Consider the following 15703-nt stretch of genomic DNA (forward strand, 5'->3'; position numbering starts at 1 on the left):
GCATCATATCTCAGCTACCCTGGATACCCTATACTGCGGCGCACTGGCGCAGGATTCCAGGACGCCAGCCAATTGTTTGGAGAGGTCGCATGGTTGCAAAGAATGCCCCGATTTCCAGTTTTGAACGCTATCTGTCGGTCTGGGTAGCACTGGGCATTGCTGCTGGCCTGTTGCTGGGCAACTGGTTCCCCGGGTTGTTCCGGTTTCTGGCCGGGCTGGAATACGGGTCGGTGAACTTCGCTGTTGCTGTGCTGATCTGGTTTATGGTCTATCCGATGATGGTGTCGGTCGACTTCTCCAGCCTCAAGCGTATTCACGAACGCCCCAAAGGGCTGGTCATTACCCTGACCGTCAACTGGTTGATCAAGCCCTTTACCATGGCGGGCCTGGGTGTTCTGTTCTTCCATTACTTTTTTGTTGATCTGATTGATCCGGCCAACGCCAGTCAATATATCGCCGGCCTGATTCTGCTCGGCGCCGCTCCCTGTACCGCCATGGTATTTGTCTGGTCGCAATTGACCAGGGGCGATCCCAACTACACCCTGGCACAGGTGGCACTGAACGATGTCATCATGATCTTCGCCTTTGCTCCTATTGTCGCGCTGCTGCTGGGGATGACGGATATCGAAGTGCCCTGGGCAACTCTGCTGCTATCCGTTGGTTTGTATGTCTTGATACCGCTGATTGCCGGGGTTATTACCCGCATGAAGCTGGCTGCCGATGCGACGGATGCCACCAGCGCCAATGCGGCAGTGTCGCGCTTTACCGCCAGAGTAAAGCCGTTCTCGGTTATTGGTTTGCTGGCCACGGTAGTACTGCTGTTCGGTTTTCAGGGCCATGTGATTCTGGCGCAACCCTTGTTGATTGTGTTGATCGCCATTCCATTGCTGATCCAGTCCTATGGGATTTTTGCCCTTGCCTACGGTGCGGCCAGGATATGGAAAGTGCCATTCAACGTTGCTGCACCCTGCGCCATGATCGGCACTTCCAACTTTTTCGAGCTGGCGGTAGCTGTTGCCATTGGCATGTTCGGACTGAATTCGGGCGCTGCTCTGGTGACTGTGGTCGGGGTGTTGGTAGAAGTGCCGGTCATGCTGTCTCTGGTGGCTTTTGCCAACCGGACCCGGCACTGGTTTCCGCCCAGCGCTCCTTGATCTCCAGCACCGCAGGTAACTGGCTGAGGAAATGCTCGACCAGTTGCGGATCAAAGTGCTGGCCGGCCTCGCGCTTGATCAGGGCGATGGCGTCTTCCACTGACCAGGCCTTTTTGTAGGGACGTTCACTGGTCAGGGCATCGAACACATCGGCTATCGCGACGATGCGTGCTTCCACCGGAATCGCTTCACCGGCCAACCCGGCTGGATAGCCGCTGCCATCCCATTTTTCATGGTGACAGCGAGCAATGGCTTCAGCCATGTGCAGAAGGCCGGCCGGGTGCTCACCAATGATACGCGAGCCAATAGCGGGATGCTGGGCCATTACAGCCCATTCCTCGGCATCCAGGCGGCCCGGTTTGCGCAGAATGGCATCGGGAATACCGATCTTGCCAATGTCATGCATGGGGGCGGCATGCAGCAACAGCTCGCAATGATCGGCGCTGAAGCCGGCGGCTTCAGCGATCAGTCGCGAATAGTGGCTCATGCGGATGACATGCAGGCCGGTTTCATTGTCCTTGTACTCGGCGGCCAGGCCCAGACGCTGGACTATCTGCAGCCGGGTTTCGCGTAACTCTTCGACACTGACCAGAGACAGGTGAGTTCGCACCCTGGCTTTGACGATAGGCGCCCGTAGTGGCTTGCTCAGATAATCGACACAGCCGGCTTCAAAGCCGCGGGTTTCATCGGCTATTTCCGCCATGGCGGTGACAAAAATTACCGGTATGGCACTGGTTAACGGGTTCTGCTTGAGGGCGCTACAGGTTTCCAGTCCGGTCATGCCGGGCATCATGATATCCAGCAGGATCAACTCGGGCTGCTCGCTCTCCGCCAGTGCCAGTGCGCGCTCACCGTCGCGGGCAAAAAGTAGACGGTAATCAGCCTGCAGTATCTGGCGCAATATCTGCAAATTGGCGGGTTCGTCATCCACCAGCAAGAGACGCGGGCGGAAATCATCAGCCGGATTCATGGGGTGGTGTCCTCATTCAGAAGGTCCTGCATATGGCGATTGGCAAGCTCAAAGTCAAAATCGGCCAGAGCCTGTTCAATCGGCAGCCAGCGCGATCGCGGCAACAACCGAGCAAGGGCCTGAACGTGGGTTTCTGCAATTTCGCCCCGTTCAAGGCTGGCGATCAACGCTTGCAGATGCTGTTCGCTGCTGGCGCGTTCGAGTGGATTTCGGCTCTGCTTGCTTTCTGTCTGCTCAGCCTCCAGCCGATCTGGCTGGTGCGTTGAGCGGGTATTGCGGTCGATATGCAAAGGTATGCACAGGGTAAAGCAGGAGCCTGTGCCCGGTTCGCTCTGTACCTGAATATCACCCCCCATCAACCGAGCCAATTGCCGGGCAATGGTGGTCCCCAGGCCGGTGCCGCCAAAACGTCGGGTCATACTCGCATCAGCTTGCACAAAGGGGTCGAAGATGCGTTCGAGGCGTTCGGCGCTGATGCCGATCCCCGTATCGCTGACGCTGAAGCACAGACCTTGTTCATTGTGATACAGGTGCAGGCTGACCCGGCCGCTGGGGGTAAACTTGATCGCGTTGCCGAGCAAGTTGAGCAAAATCTGTCGGATGCGGAACGGGTCGCCTATGAAATGCGCAGGCGGGAGTTCATTGTCTAGCTGCAGGCGCAAATCCTTTTTCGCTGCTTCCAGACTCATCAGGTCGAGTGCGCCTTGAGCCAGCTCACGGGGTGAGAAAGGCTGCTCATCCAGCTCCACAGCGCCGCCTTCGAGTTTGGCGGTATCCAGAATATCGTTAAGCAACTGCAGCAAGGCCTGGGCAGAGAAATTCAGCGTCTGCAGATGGCGGCGCTGCTCTTCGTTCAAAGGCGTATCCAGCAGCAATTCGCTGAAACCCATGATGGCATTCATTGGGGTACGAATTTCGTGGCTCATATTGGCCAGAAATACTGTCTTGGCGGCAGCCGCCTGCTCGGCACGTTCCTTGGCCAGGCGCAGAGCCAGAACCATTCGACGGCGTTCGGTCAGATCAGTGGCCAGCAGCATGACTTTTCCGGGCAGACCGTCAGCCATCAGAATCGGATTGAAGTAGCCCTGAATCCAGCGCTCTTCGCCATGGGCTGTGTGCAAGGGAAATTCGGCCTGCTGGAAGTGTCCTGCACGCAGCTCTTCCCAGAGCATGGGAAAAGCCTCGCCTGCATCTACCAGGGATGTTGCTGGTTGCCCAATCAGCTCCGCTTCGGTGAAACCAGATAAATTCAGTAACTGGGCATTGGCTGCCGTTATTCGCCCATGCAGATCAAATTCGGCCACCGCTTGAGCGCGGCTGATGGCATTTACCGTGCCTTCGAACTCGGCGTTGCGCAGTTTGCTGTCGGTGATGTCGATCAATACGCCATCAATCCACAGCGGCTGACCTTGCTCGGAGTAAATGGCGCTGGCACTCTCGTTTACCCAGCGGATGCTGCCATCCCGGTGGATAAGGCGGTAATCGACACTGTATTTCTCGCCACGAGCAATATGCGCCATCACCTGTTCGTAGATGGGGTCATGGTCGTCCGGATGCAACAATTCGTCGGTACTTTTACCCCCTTGCATAAAAGCCTGGGCGCTCCAGCCGGTCAGCGGCTCAATCGCATCACTGATGAACAGCATCTGCCAGCCCTGCTGCGGCAGGCAACGAAAGGCTGCGCCCGGCAGATTGGCGATCAGCGAACTGTATTGTTCCTCGCTGGTACGCAGTGACTGTTCATGGGCACGCATTTTGTCCAACAGGTAACGGTAACGCAGAATACCGTTGGTTACTCCGACGGCCAGACCAACAGCCAGGGCCATCAGCGCAATACCCATGGCCATAATCCGTTGGTCGCCGGTAGCCACGCCGGCTGATCCATCGGTAACGGCGACAATGCGTGCTGCCGCCATGCCGGTATAATGCATGGCGGCAATGGCCAGCCCGATACCCAGGCCGCCAAGTACTATGCTGTTGATATGAGTGACACGCATATGTCGGCGCAAACCAAAGCGCAGCCAGAGTGCAACCATGGCCAGCATTACGGCAACCAGCAGAGAGGCCAGAAACCAGCCAGGGTCCATCATCAACCGGGCTTCCATTTGCATCGCGGCCATACCGGTATAGTGCATGGCACCAATACCACCCCCCATCAGCAGCCCACCGACAGCAATTTGCCGCAGTGTGACCTGTGCTTCTACCAGGACACGGAAGGCAATCCAGGAGGCCAGGATCGCCGGTACTACGGATAGCAGGGTTATGGTGGGATCGTAACGAACCGGAATCTCCAGCTGGAAGGCCAGCATGCCGATAAAGTGCATGGCCCAGATGCCGCCGCCAAGAGTCAGGGAGCCGGTAAGAAGAGCAATGTTGCGGGTCAGTGGGGTGGCGGCAATGCGGGCCAGACTGGCGACCTGCAAGGCAAAGCAGGAAGCCAGTACAGCGATAACTACGGAGAGCAGCATCAAGGCGAGGTCGTGCTGCCCGTGCAGAAGGTGGCTCTGTGCATTCTCTGGCAGGTAAAAGAAGCTGGGTATCATACAGCCTGCTCCGCCATGTCGGCCTGAATGGCCGCCGGGCAGTCTTCAGGCACTGTCAGCGATCAAAGCACCATAGCCTTGATCGAGCAGCCTCACATTGCCATCAGCCACTCAGTGTCATGTCAGTGTGCCGTCTGTTTGCCCTGTTTGGCAAGCAGCTCGTCAACGACAGCGATGGTGGCTTTCAGGCTGGCCTGGTCGGAGCAGCGCACAGTGGCATGGCCTACTTTGCGACCAACCTTGAACGCCTTGCCGTAATGGTGCAGGTGGCAATAGGGAATGGCGGTGAGCTGCTCGACCGGCGGCACGCTACCGATACAGTTGAGCATGGCGCTTTCGCCTACCTTGGCGGTGGAGCCCAGAGGCAAGCCGGCAATCGCCCGCAGATGGTTTTCAAACTGGCTGCACTCGGCACCTTCAATGGTCCAGTGACCCGAGTTGTGTACCCGCGGAGCAATTTCGTTGGCCTTGAGCCCGCCATCGATTTCGAAGAACTCGAAGGCCAGTACGCCGACATAATCCAGCTTGTTCAGCACCCGACCAACGTACTCTTCAGCCAGTGCCTGCAAGGGATGCGCGCTGCTGGCCACGGACAGGCGCAGAATGCCGTCTTCATGGGTGTTGTGCACCAGCGGGTAAAAGCGCGTTTCTTCATGCAGAATCTCCATGCAAACAGCTTACGCAAACCCCTGCATCTGATCACCGCTGTTTTTCGGGAGGATTAATACGTGAAGTCGTAGCAGAAGTTGAGATCTCCACGCTGTTCTTACCAGGGCGAGGAAACTCGTGGTAATCAAGAACAGTTTATTTGAAATCTTGAGACATGGTTGTTATATACAACTAAGGTTGTAAATGACGAACTAGCATCTCGCACCACCGACCGAGCGGTTCTGCGTAGGTGGTGTTAACAAGACATTCCTTACAATCGAGTATTAATGTTGACACAGAGATCGCACCAGAGTCCGAACACCCTGATCCTTGTTCATTTTATAACTATCATATATTTGCAAATCTAATTACAATTACAGACAAGCACTCAGACAATCATCTTCAGTTTCACTGAGTACAGATCAAACAATCAGCTAAGCAAAGCCAAAATGCTCACAATACTATTTATCGCAGGATACACTTTAGCTATTGGAGGATACTTGACGATCGTATCATCCGCCTTCAAGAAAAATCCAGCATGGGGGTTTGCCAGCATCCTACTCCCCCCAAGCGGACTTATATTTGCACTATTAAACTTGAAAGATAACTTCAAATCTTTAATAGCAATTGCCTGCGGATTACTGCTAATTTTTCTTTTGATAAATTCTTCTTAACACCGTTAGCATTAACAGAAAAACCCAGAAAGACAATAAAAAAACAGCACTCCAGTAAATGTTAAACTCATCAATTGAAACCAAAATGTTACTATCAAAAAACATGTTTTCTGAAGGAAGGGAGGAATAAAATTCCCAAATAAAAAAAAGACCTGCCGCATAAACCAGAGAAGACAAGATTATCATCTTGAAAAGTAATAAAACAAAGCTGCTCGCGCTTGGTTTCTGCAATGTGTCAAGCCAAATATATAGCACCATTACAAATCCTACCAAAGCAAAAACAAAGCCATTAATAAGTGTAAAATGCCAATATTTATCAGGACTATCAATAAATCCATTTTTTACGACAAAGCTAACCAGATCCCCGTAAGATAATAGTCCTACCATAAAAAAAAATACTACAACCACAAAGGCACAGGCGAAAAACCTTAAATCAAAAATTTCTTTCATACCCTTATTCACCCACCCTGTTTATAATCTACTACCTACTGCTGCCAGATCACGTATCAACTTTCTACGCTCCTCCAGATTTGCGATCTCTCTCAGGACCCCAGTGTTTTTATTATAAAAGGCTAACGCCGTAGGTGGCGGATTACCACCAGGCATCATGAAATGAATATCACTGCGCATCGACAGCTGCATTTCAAGAATAGGATCCGATCCGTATATAAACGGACTCATAGGAACACCAAGATCATAACTTGTAGCCAATACTCCAGTTATTTTTCCTTCAACATTAAGATTAGCAATGGGGCGCAAAGAGTTCCTGATCCCGGCATAGACTGTGTAAAGCCCATTTTTTCCAGTTGGATGAGTCGTAATTCTTCGGCCACCACTCAAAAAGTGTTTGATATACTGGATTTGACTGGGGATTCCAGCTAATGGCTTACCATCAAATCTGTATTCCTCATAATTACAATATCGAATCACCTGGCGATATACTTGGGTAACCTCTGAGACACGAAATAGATCAGATGAGTGAATGGACTCTATAATGACAAAGTCACCATTCTCTGGATTGCAGTACCTAATATCCATAGGATTGAACTTCCTTCCATACTTCTAAGTTTAGCTCAGCAGTAGAACAGATCTACCATACCGAGAGTCGGTACTTATGATGGTAAAAGCTACAGAAGGGACGCAGTGAGGTACTATCACTTTAAAATAACGGTCCTTGTTGGCAGTGCTTGATTTCCATATAAGCGTTTAAAATGTTGGCAAAATTGGCCTGGCAAGTCAAGTAATAGTCCTGTTAATTTAACACTGAAGCGCCCGGTTCTGGCATGACCGCCAGCGGATTTTCTGGCAAAAAAAGCCCCCATTGGGGTACGGATTTCATGGCTCATATTGGACAGGAAGCTGCTCATGGCTTCGGTGGCCTGTTCCGCGCGCTCCTTGGTCAGACGCAGGGCCAACGCCTTGTGCCGGCGTTCAGTAAGGTCGGTGGCCAGCAACATAACTTTATCCGGTATGCCATCAGCCATGAGGATAGGGTTGATGCATTCCATTACCGACTGATAAATAGGGACGACATCATCCGGATAGGGCAATCCAGGAAGCCAGCATGCCGATAAAGTGCATCACCTAGATGCTGCCAGCCAGGGTAATGGAACCAGACAAGAGGGAAAAATTGCGGGCCAAACGCGTACCGGCAACGCGGGCCAGGCTGGCAACCTGCAGGGCAAAACCGGAGGCCAGAACGGCGATCACCATCGACAACAGCATCAGGCCATGATCGTGCTGGCCGTGCAGTAACTGAGGGTGATCAGCACTCTCAAGGTAGAAAAAACTGGAGATCATACTACCTGATCCGCCTAGCTATTCGGTATGACCTTAAAAGGCGATCAAACGGAATCTGTGGTAGTCAGTGCGCAGCCGGATCGCCCTGTTTGGCAAGCAGTGTATCCACGGTCGCAATGGTGGCTTTCAGGCTGGCCTGGTCGGAGCAGCGCACAGTGGCATGGCCTACTTTGCGACCAACCTTGAACGCCTTGCCGTAATGGTGCAGGTGGCAATAGGGAATGGCGGTGAGCTGCTCGACCGGCGGCACGCTACCGATACAGTTGAGCATGGCGCTTTCGCCTACCTTGGTGGTGGAGCCCAGAGGCAAGCCGGCAATCGCCCGCAGATGGTTTTCAAACTGGCTGCACTCGGCACCTTCAATGGTCCAGTGACCCGAGTTGTGTACCCGCGGAGCAATTTCGTTGGCCTTGAGCCCGCCATCGATTTCGAAGAACTCGAAGGCCAGTACGCCGACATAATCCAGCTTGTTCAGCACCCGACCAACGTACTCTTCAGCCAGTGCCTGCAAGGGATGCGCGCTGCTGGCCACGGACAGGCGCAGAATGCCGTCTTCATGGGTGTTGTGCACCAGCGGGTAAAAGCGGGTTTCACCATCACGGGCACGCACGGCAATCAGTGAGACCTCACCGCTGAAAGGTACAAAACCTTCGAGAATGCAGGGTACATTGCCCAGTTCGGCAAAGGCGCCGCCAACATCGGCAGCCGTGCGCAGAACTTTCTGGCCTTTGCCGTCATACCCCAGAGTACGGGTTTTCATTACTGCCGGGAGGCCAATACTGGCTACCGCAGCATCCAGGTCAGCCTGTGACTGAATGTCGGCAAACGCGGGCGTAGGAATATCCAGCTCACGGAACAGGGATTTTTCGAACCAGCGATCACGGGCAATACGCAGTGACTCGGCGTTTGGATAAACCGGGACGTATTGCGAGAGGAAGGCAACGGTATCGGCAGGAACGCTTTCGAATTCAAAGGTGACCACATCGACTTCATCGGCTAATTGGCGCAGATGATCGCGGTCGCTGTAATCGGCGCGAATGTGTTCACCCAGTGCTTGCGCACAGGCATCCGGTGCCGGGTCGAGAAATGCGAATTGCTGGCCGAGCGGGGTGCCGGCCAGGGCCAGCATGCGGCCGAGTTGACCACCACCAATGACGCCGATTTTCATGCGTATTACCTCAGGCCTGACGCGGGTCAGGATTATCCAGGACGGTCTCGGTCTGGCGCTGACGGAAGTCCTGCAGCGCCTGATGGAATTGCGGGTGTTTGCCGCCCAGAATGCTGGCTGACAACAATGCGGCATTGATTGCCCCGGCCTTGCCGATGGCCAGGGTAGCCACCGGCACCCCGCCGGGCATCTGCACGATCGATAGCAGAGAGTCGACGCCGGAGAGCATGGAGGACTGCACCGGTACACCCAGCACCGGCAAATGGGTCTTGGCTGCGCACATGCCTGGCAAATGCGCGGCCCCGCCGGCCCCGGCAATAATCACCTCGATACCGCGCCCGGCAGCCTGTTCAGCATAGTCGAACAGCAAATCCGGGGTGCGGTGGGCCGAGACTACCTTGACCTCATGCGGGATGCCCAATTGTTCCAGCATATCTACCGTATGGCTCAGGGTCGACCAATCCGATCTGGATCCCATGATCACGCCTACCAGTGCGGTCATTGCAGTGCCTCGCTCAGGTGCTCCGCCAGCTGGCGGACAGGAAAAGCCGATCATTTTACAAGCTACAAGCTACAAGCTACAAGCTACAAGCTACAAGCTACAAGCTACAAGCTGTTAGCCAGCAGCTTTGGTTCGGTCCGTGGCTAGAACTTTTCCGCGCGCAGTACCTCGACGTTGCTCAGGTAACAGATCATGGCAAAGTTGTCGTAGTAGCGCTGCTGCACGAAATGAGCGATTTTTTCTGCCAGTTCACGGCTACAGACCACTTCCAGGCGAATATTGCCGTCATTGTCCCAGCCGGCGCTGCGTACGCCACGGGTGCCGGTGCCGCGCGCATCGGACAGGGTCCAGCCGGGGGCACCGAGATGTTCCAGGTCCTTGATCAGGCGTGGTTCCAGCGCGGCTTCGCAGATCAGCGTGAGCAGGGTGCGAGTAGGTAATTGCATATCGGGTTCCTCAACCGGCCAGCCATTGGGCGAACGACAGGTACAGCGGTATGCCGACCAGTATATTGAACGGGAAGGTAATCCCCAAAGAGGCGGTCAGCGATAGTGCCGGATTGGCCTCCGGCAGTGCCAGACGCATGGCCGCCGGCACGGCAATATAGGAGCCGCTGGCGCCGAGCGTAGCCAGCACGGTTATCCCGCCAACCGACAGGCCGATGGCGTGCCCGAGCAATCCGGAGAGCAATGCACCGAGCAGCGGGAACAGCAGAGCAAACAGCACCAGGCTAATACCGCTTTGTCGCAGGCTGCCCAGCTGGCGCGAGGCAATCAGCCCCATTTCCAGCAGAAACAGCGCCAGTACCGGTTTGAACATGCTGGTATAGAAGGGTTCCAGTGGCTGAATGGCCTCTTTGCCGGCGAGCACGCCGATGATCAGGCCGCCGAGCAGCAACATGATGCTCTTGCCGAGAAAGACCTCATGGCCGAGGGCTTTCCAGTCGGTATCGCGGCGAATGCCCTTGGCCAGCAGGATGCCGACGATGATCGCCGGGACTTCCAGCACGGCGACAAATAGCGGCATGTAGCTTTCAAACATGATGTCGCGGGCCAGCAGGTAGGCGATAACCACGGCAAAGGTACCGGCGCTGACCGAGCCATAGTGCGCGGCAATGCTGGCGGCATCAATACGGTTGAAGCGCAGGCCACGCAGCAGCGGGAAGGCAATCAGTGGCAGCACAATACCCAGCGCAAGTACCGCCAGTGTCTGGCCAAGCAGCGCCGGGCTGGCCTGGGCCGCCAATTCGACACCACCATGCAGACCGATGGCCAGCAGCAAAATGATCGACAGCGTGTCATACAGCGCCGCTGGCAACTTGAGTTCACTTTTGACCAGTCCGGCAAACAGACCGAACACAAAAAACAGTACAACCGGATCCCACCCCATGCTGTATCCCCCGTGGTCTTGGCCGATACAGGCTGGCAGATTGCCGCCTGCTTGTCGACTCAGACGCTGGGGATCAGCAACAGGGCACAGCTGACCGCTTCAATAGAGTCCGTAAGAAGAGCGGCTGGTGTGTCCGAGCAGTTCCGGAAAGTCACTCATTTGCGCTTGCAGCGCCTGGCTGTCGCGGTAATCTTCAATCGCCCGGCGATAGGCCATGCGTTTTTTGTCTTCTTCAAGGCGGCGTTGTTTGCGCACGCTGACACGCTCGGTTTGGCTTGCTTCAAGGTCCATGCTATGGCTCCTCAGACAGTTCAGGTTGCCTCAGGTTGCCGGTTTAATATGACCTCTTGGTGACATTTATTGCGCAGTACAGTTACGTGTGTGGTCAGTTACACCAAGACCAGTAGCCAGGTAATGGCTATCAGCAGCATGGCCAGCAGTTGAGCTGCGCTGCCCATATCCTTGGAGCGTTTGGACAGTGGATGCAATTCGAGGGAAATACGGTCGATGGCGACTTCAATGGCTGAGTTGAGCAGTTCGACAATCAGGGCCAGAAACACGACAGCAATCAGCAGGGCTTTTTCCGGTCGGCTGATATCCAGCCAGAGTGCCAGCGGGACCAGTACGACGGCCAGCAGGCCCAGTTGCCGAAAGGCAGCCTCGTGTCGCAGGGCCGCCTGCAGCCCTTGCAGGGAGTAGCCTGCAGCCAGCAGGACGCGCCGAAGACCGGTTTTTCCTTTCAGGCTGCTGGCATCCAGGAGATCTTTGGTTTTCATCGGGTCAAAGTGACGGCTTTACACCGCCACTCCCAGTTGGCGGAGATAATCATCATAGCTGCCGCTGAAGTCGGTGATACCGTCGGCGGAGAGTTCGATGATGCGGGTGGCCAGTGAGCTGACGAACTCACGGTCATGGCTGACGAAGATCAGTGTGCCGGGGTAGTTTTCCAGCGCCAGGTTGAGCGCCTCGATGGATTCCATATCCAGGTGGTTGGTGGGCTCATCCATCAGCATGACGTTGGCTTTCTGCAGGATCAGCTTGCCGAACAGCATACGGCCCTGTTCGCCACCGGAAATCACCTTGACCGACTTGTTGATGTCGTCATTGGAGAACAGCATGCGGCCGAGGGTGCCGCGCACCAGCTGCTCGCCACCCTGGGTCCACTGACTCATCCACTCAAACAGGTTGCAATCGGTCCTGAAATCGTCGGCATGATCCTGGGCGAAATAGCCGACATCGGCGCTATCCGTCCATTTGACGGTACCGGATTGTGCCGGTAGTTCACCGACCAGGGTGCGCAACAGGGTGGTTTTACCTACCCCGTTGGGACCAATAATCGCCACGCGTTCACCGGCTTCAATCTGCAGGCTGAAATTCCTGAACAGCGTCTCGCCATCAAAACCCTGGCTGACCTTGTCCAGGGTGACCGCCTGGCGGTGCAGTTTTTTATTCTGCTCGAAGCGAATAAACGGGCTGATCCGGCTGGAGGGTTTGACCTCGTCGAGTTGGATCTTGTCGATCTGCCTGGCGCGGCTGGTCGCCTGCTTGGCCTTGGAGGCGTTGGCCGAGAAGCGGCTGACAAATTGTTGCAGCTCGGCAATCTGGGCCTTTTTCTTGGCGTTGTCCGACAGCAGGCGGTCACGCGCCTGAGTCGCCGCCATCATGTATTCGTCGTAATTGCCCGGGAACAGGCGAATCTCACCAAAATCCAGATCGGCCATATGCGTGCACACGCTGTTGAGGAAGTGGCGATCGTGGGAAATGATGATCATGGTGCTGTTGCGCGCGGTCAGAATATCTTCCAGCCAGCGGATAGTGTGGATGTCCAGGTGGTTGGTGGGCTCATCCAGCAGCAACAGATCCGGGTCGGCAAACAGCGCCTGGGCCAGCAGTACGCGCAACTTCCAGCCGGGAGCGATTTCGCTCATCGGGCCGTTATGCTGGCTCAGCGGAATACCCAGACCCAGGAGAAGTTCACCCGCACGGGATTCGGCGGTATAGCCGTCCATTTCAGCGTATTCCGTCTCCAGTTCGGCGACTTTCATCCCTTCTTCTTCGCTCATTTCCGCCAGAGCATAGATCCGGGCGCGTTCGGCGTGCACTGGCCAGAGCTCAGCGTGGCCCATGATCACGGTGTCCAGCACGCTGAGGTCTTCATAGGCAAACTGGTCCTGCCGGAGTTTGCCCAGGCGAACATTCGGCTCAAGCATGACCTGGCCACCGGAAGGTTCCAGATCGCCGCCGAGGATTTTCATGAACGTCGACTTTCCGCAGCCATTGGCGCCGATCAACCCATAACGGTTGCCATTGCCGAATTTGACCGAGACGTCTTCGAACAGGGGCTTGGCACCAAATTGCATGGTGATGTTGGCAGTAGAGATCACGAAAAAACCTGCAAAGCGAGATGAAATGGAATGCTTGCCGATGGCGCGGCATTGCGGCCGCGCATTGTACGGGGTTTACCGAGGCGGGCATAGGGCAGCCGGTCGGAGTCACCCAGAATGGTGACACAGTAAACTTTGTGTCATTAACCCTGTCCATTATTAGTGAACGATGTCCTGTTCTGGAGAGGCTAATGGCCATGCAGTCCCAACAGTCCCGCGCCAGACCCTGGTGGCGCACCCTTTACCAACATAAATTCAAGGCTGGCGGCTTCTTGGTTGTCGTCGCGGCGGTGTTTCTGATTCTGGAAGCGCCGGCAATTGCTGATCTGTCGGAAGAAAACCGCCCTTACACAGCTGATTTGCTGGAAGACTGGCAAGCCGGTGAGGTCATTGTCGTCATGCGGCATCTGGAGCGCTGCGACAAGTATGACCTGCCCTGCCTGACGAATGAGAATGGCATTACCGCACGTGCAGCGGAGCACGGTTCCGAGTTGCAGGACAATTTCCGGCAATTGGGTTTGCAACGGGCGGATATTTTCAACAGCCCAGTGCTGCGTACTGCCGAAACCGAGGCGCTGGTATTTGCTGATCAGGGCGAGGACCGTGACTGGCTGATCAAGTGTAAAGACAACATGCTGGGAGATGTCATGGCCAACAAGCGCCAAGGGCGCAATCTGGTGCTGGTCACCCACAGCAGTTGCATCAAGCGTTTTCAGGACGCTCTGGATTATGCCGAGGAGACTCCCGATTATGGCACGGTGATGTTTTTTTCCACCGCCGATGACCCCAGATCGTTGCAAGTACTCGGTTTTCTCGATCAGGAAGACTGGGAAAGCGCTCTGGGTTTTTGATACCGGTTAACCCGTTTGCCGAATACGCAACGCCTGCCGGTAAACCAGTAACAGCGCCAGCACCACGCCTATCGCCGGCAGCATGGCCAGGTTCAAACCGATCCAGCCCAGACTGTGCAGCAGGGTGCCGGCAAGCAGCGAGGCCAGGGTAACCAGGCTGAAAATCAACAGGTCATTGATACCCTGCACCTTGCCGCGCTCGCTTTCATTATGGCATTGGGTGAGCAGGCTGCTGCCACCGATAAAGAGGAAATTCCAGCCGATGCCGAGCAATACCAGCGCGGCAACAAAGTGGCCCAACTGATTGCCACTGAGAGCCACCAGCACACTGGCGCCGAACAGCATGCAGCCGGCAAGCAATAGGCGCAGCAAGCCGAAGCGGGCAATCAGGTGACCGGTCACGAAAGACGGTGCGAACATACCCAGCACATGCCATTGCATCACTTGTGCGACATGGCTCATTTCCAACCCCTGCGCGGACATTGCCAACGGCGTAGCCGTCATTACCATGAGCATCACCGCATAACCGATGGCGGCGGCACTGACGGCGAGGATAAACGCTGGCTGGCGGGCAATCCTTGCCATCGGTCGCTGTACTTCGCCAGCTTGCGGCTCACCACTGGCGGGCACCCGCAAACGACTGAGCAAGACCACGGCGACCCCGGTCAGGATAGCTATCACCAGATAAGGACCGGCCAAGGGTTGGTCGGGGAACAGTTGCTGACTCAGGCTGGTATTCCATGGGCCGAGAAAGGCCGCCGCCACGCCGGCTGCCATCACCCAGGCAATGGCCTTGCTGCGCACTTCCAGGCGGGTCACATCGGCAGCGGCAAAACGGTGATACATGGCAAAGCCCTGATACAGGCCGAGCAGCAGATTACCCAGCGCAAACAGCCAGAAATTGTGCTGATTGATTGCCAGCACGCACAGCACGCTGCCGCCCAGGCCACCCACTGCCGTGCCCAACATAAACCCGGCGCGACGACCAATGGCTTTCATCAGCAAAGAGGCGGGCAAGGTCGTCAGCAAGGTGCCGAACATCATCGCTGCAATAGGAAGTGTGGCCCAGGCCGGGTCCGGGCTGAGCTGGAAACCGACCACGCCGCTGAGGGTGAGCACCCCGATAGAGGTGATCATGAAAATGATCTGGCATAGCACCAGAATGGTCAGGTTGTGCTTTTCCGCTGCCTGCAGCCGCTTCATGGCCGTCCCTTGTGAATCGATAAGGCTGCCATGCTAGCGCAGTTCAGGCTATGAGCTGAATAACCGGGCTCAGCTTTTCTCCTGCCCGGGGGGATAGACCACCCACTCCGGCTCGGCATATTCACCCAGCAGGCGAATCTCGACAAAGGGCGCGGCGCTCTGGATGATGTGCTTGACCCGAGGGTCAGGCGTAGCTTCCATGGCATCGCGTGCGGCCTTGCTGTCCCAACGGGCAATCGCTATCAACTGCGTGGGGTCATCCAGTTTGCGGTGCAGTTCAGTACCACGGGCACCGGGTGCCTGCTGGATAATAGCGCTGGCGCGTAACCAGGCATCAGCATAATCTTCCGCCTGGTAGCCGTCCTTGATCTTTACCTCAAAAATGAATTTCATGATTCAGGGCCTGTTTGTTTACTC

General features: G+C 55.5%; 17 protein-coding genes and 1 pseudogene. 2 read left to right on the top strand and 16 right to left on the bottom strand.

All coding sequences use genetic code 11. From position 1 onward, the window contains the following. The first annotated feature begins 89 nt into the window (after positions 1-89). Entirely contained in the window at positions 90-1154 is a 1065-nt protein-coding gene (gene arsB, locus BLU07_RS15900) for an ACR3 family arsenite efflux transporter (RefSeq protein ID WP_092388889.1), read from the top strand. On the opposite strand, the gene BLU07_RS15905 is transcribed toward arsB, so the two are convergent. From BLU07_RS15905 to BLU07_RS15965, 14 genes and pseudogenes are all read right to left on the bottom strand, one after another. Next, positions 1090-2124, bottom strand: a complete 1035-nt coding sequence (locus BLU07_RS15905; protein ID WP_092388891.1) for an HD domain-containing phosphohydrolase — start codon at positions 2122-2124, stop codon at positions 1090-1092. The genes arsB and BLU07_RS15905 overlap by 65 nt on opposite strands. Then, positions 2121-4667 (bottom strand): sensor histidine kinase, encoded by a 2547-nt coding sequence (locus tag BLU07_RS15910; protein ID WP_092388893.1) that lies wholly within the window; start codon positions 4665-4667, stop codon positions 2121-2123. The genes BLU07_RS15905 and BLU07_RS15910 overlap by 4 nt, the downstream gene beginning before the upstream one ends. A gap of 122 nt (positions 4668-4789) precedes the next feature. Then, a pseudogene (locus BLU07_RS15915) lies at positions 4790-5317 on the bottom strand (ATP-grasp domain-containing protein); the annotation flags it as partial. 642 nt (positions 5318-5959) lie between these two features. Then, a complete protein-coding gene (locus BLU07_RS15920; protein WP_157719227.1) occupies positions 5960-6439 on the bottom strand; it encodes a hypothetical protein in 480 nt (159 codons plus the stop codon). Between the two features lie 21 nt (positions 6440-6460). Next, positions 6461-7027 (bottom strand): hypothetical protein, encoded by a 567-nt coding sequence (locus BLU07_RS17660; RefSeq protein WP_157719228.1) that lies wholly within the window; start codon positions 7025-7027, stop codon positions 6461-6463. 116 nt (positions 7028-7143) lie between these two features. After that, complete coding sequence (locus BLU07_RS15925; protein ID WP_157719229.1) at positions 7144-7539, bottom strand: hypothetical protein; 396 nt, start codon at positions 7537-7539, stop codon at positions 7144-7146. A 34-nt stretch (positions 7540-7573) separates the two neighbouring features. Then, positions 7574-7789 carry an MHYT domain-containing protein gene (locus tag BLU07_RS15930; RefSeq protein ID WP_092388898.1) on the bottom strand — a complete coding sequence of 72 codons (216 nt, stop codon included), beginning with the start codon at positions 7787-7789 and terminating at the stop codon, positions 7574-7576. Positions 7790-7853: 64 nt separating this feature from the next. Beyond that, positions 7854-8957 (bottom strand): 5-(carboxyamino)imidazole ribonucleotide synthase, encoded by a 1104-nt coding sequence (locus tag BLU07_RS15935; RefSeq protein ID WP_092388900.1) that lies wholly within the window; start codon positions 8955-8957, stop codon positions 7854-7856. A 10-nt stretch (positions 8958-8967) separates the two neighbouring features. After that, the gene (purE, locus tag BLU07_RS15940; RefSeq protein WP_092388902.1) at positions 8968-9459 is read right to left on the bottom strand and encodes a 5-(carboxyamino)imidazole ribonucleotide mutase; all 492 of its coding nucleotides are present in this window, start codon (positions 9457-9459) and stop codon (positions 8968-8970) included. 143 nt (positions 9460-9602) lie between these two features. Further along, positions 9603-9905, bottom strand: a complete 303-nt coding sequence (locus BLU07_RS15945; RefSeq protein ID WP_092388904.1) for a P-II family nitrogen regulator — start codon at positions 9903-9905, stop codon at positions 9603-9605. Between the two features lie 10 nt (positions 9906-9915). Further along, positions 9916-10848 carry a sodium-dependent bicarbonate transport family permease gene (locus tag BLU07_RS15950; RefSeq protein ID WP_092388906.1) on the bottom strand — a complete coding sequence of 311 codons (933 nt, stop codon included), beginning with the start codon at positions 10846-10848 and terminating at the stop codon, positions 9916-9918. 99 nt (positions 10849-10947) lie between these two features. After that, entirely contained in the window at positions 10948-11139 is a 192-nt protein-coding gene (locus BLU07_RS15955) for a PA3496 family putative envelope integrity protein (protein WP_092388908.1), read from the bottom strand. A gap of 98 nt (positions 11140-11237) precedes the next feature. Beyond that, positions 11238-11624, bottom strand: a complete 387-nt coding sequence (locus BLU07_RS15960) for a diacylglycerol kinase (RefSeq protein ID WP_092388910.1) — start codon at positions 11622-11624, stop codon at positions 11238-11240. Positions 11625-11642: 18 nt separating this feature from the next. Continuing rightward, complete coding sequence (locus tag BLU07_RS15965; RefSeq protein ID WP_092388912.1) at positions 11643-13232, bottom strand: ABC-F family ATPase; 1590 nt, start codon at positions 13230-13232, stop codon at positions 11643-11645. 191 nt (positions 13233-13423) lie between these two features. Between BLU07_RS15965 and pmrG the strand changes: the two genes are divergently transcribed. Continuing rightward, the gene (gene pmrG, locus BLU07_RS15970; RefSeq protein ID WP_092388914.1) at positions 13424-14083 is read left to right on the top strand and encodes a lipopolysaccharide core heptose(II)-phosphate phosphatase PmrG; all 660 of its coding nucleotides are present in this window, start codon (positions 13424-13426) and stop codon (positions 14081-14083) included. A gap of 6 nt (positions 14084-14089) precedes the next feature. Here pmrG and BLU07_RS15975 read toward each other — a convergent pair whose 3' ends face one another. Then, a complete protein-coding gene (locus tag BLU07_RS15975) occupies positions 14090-15286 on the bottom strand; it encodes an MFS transporter (protein ID WP_092388916.1) in 1197 nt (398 codons plus the stop codon). A gap of 69 nt (positions 15287-15355) precedes the next feature. Continuing rightward, a complete protein-coding gene (locus BLU07_RS15980; protein ID WP_092388918.1) occupies positions 15356-15679 on the bottom strand; it encodes an antibiotic biosynthesis monooxygenase family protein in 324 nt (107 codons plus the stop codon). Positions 15680-15703 lie beyond the last annotated feature (24 nt).

Source organism: Halopseudomonas salegens (assembly GCF_900105655.1).
In the GTDB taxonomy this organism is placed as follows: Bacteria; Pseudomonadota; Gammaproteobacteria; order Pseudomonadales; family Pseudomonadaceae; genus Halopseudomonas; species Halopseudomonas salegens.

Excerpts from the sequence above, each read along its gene's own strand:
- arsB (WP_092388889.1), top strand. The coding sequence starts at position 90 with ATGGTTGCAAAGAATGCCCCGATTTCCAGTTTTGAACGCTATCTGTCG.
- BLU07_RS15905 (WP_092388891.1), bottom strand. The coding sequence starts at position 2,124 with ATGAATCCGGCTGATGATTTCCGCCCGCGTCTCTTGCTGGTGGATGAC.
- BLU07_RS15910 (WP_092388893.1), bottom strand. The coding sequence starts at position 4,667 with ATGATACCCAGCTTCTTTTACCTGCCAGAGAATGCACAGAGCCACCTT.
- BLU07_RS15920 (WP_157719227.1), bottom strand. The coding sequence starts at position 6,439 with ATGAAAGAAATTTTTGATTTAAGGTTTTTCGCCTGTGCCTTTGTGGTT.
- BLU07_RS17660 (WP_157719228.1), bottom strand. The coding sequence starts at position 7,027 with ATGGATATTAGGTACTGCAATCCAGAGAATGGTGACTTTGTCATTATA.
- BLU07_RS15930 (WP_092388898.1), bottom strand. The coding sequence starts at position 7,789 with ATGATCTCCAGTTTTTTCTACCTTGAGAGTGCTGATCACCCTCAGTTA.
- BLU07_RS15935 (WP_092388900.1), bottom strand. The coding sequence starts at position 8,957 with ATGAAAATCGGCGTCATTGGTGGTGGTCAACTCGGCCGCATGCTGGCC.
- purE (WP_092388902.1), bottom strand. The coding sequence starts at position 9,459 with ATGACCGCACTGGTAGGCGTGATCATGGGATCCAGATCGGATTGGTCG.
- BLU07_RS15945 (WP_092388904.1), bottom strand. The coding sequence starts at position 9,905 with ATGCAATTACCTACTCGCACCCTGCTCACGCTGATCTGCGAAGCCGCG.
- BLU07_RS15950 (WP_092388906.1), bottom strand. The coding sequence starts at position 10,848 with ATGGGGTGGGATCCGGTTGTACTGTTTTTTGTGTTCGGTCTGTTTGCC.
- BLU07_RS15955 (WP_092388908.1), bottom strand. The coding sequence starts at position 11,139 with ATGGACCTTGAAGCAAGCCAAACCGAGCGTGTCAGCGTGCGCAAACAA.
- BLU07_RS15960 (WP_092388910.1), bottom strand. The coding sequence starts at position 11,624 with ATGAAAACCAAAGATCTCCTGGATGCCAGCAGCCTGAAAGGAAAAACC.
- pmrG (WP_092388914.1), top strand. The coding sequence starts at position 13,424 with ATGGCCATGCAGTCCCAACAGTCCCGCGCCAGACCCTGGTGGCGCACC.
- BLU07_RS15975 (WP_092388916.1), bottom strand. The coding sequence starts at position 15,286 with ATGAAGCGGCTGCAGGCAGCGGAAAAGCACAACCTGACCATTCTGGTG.
- BLU07_RS15980 (WP_092388918.1), bottom strand. The coding sequence starts at position 15,679 with ATGAAATTCATTTTTGAGGTAAAGATCAAGGACGGCTACCAGGCGGAA.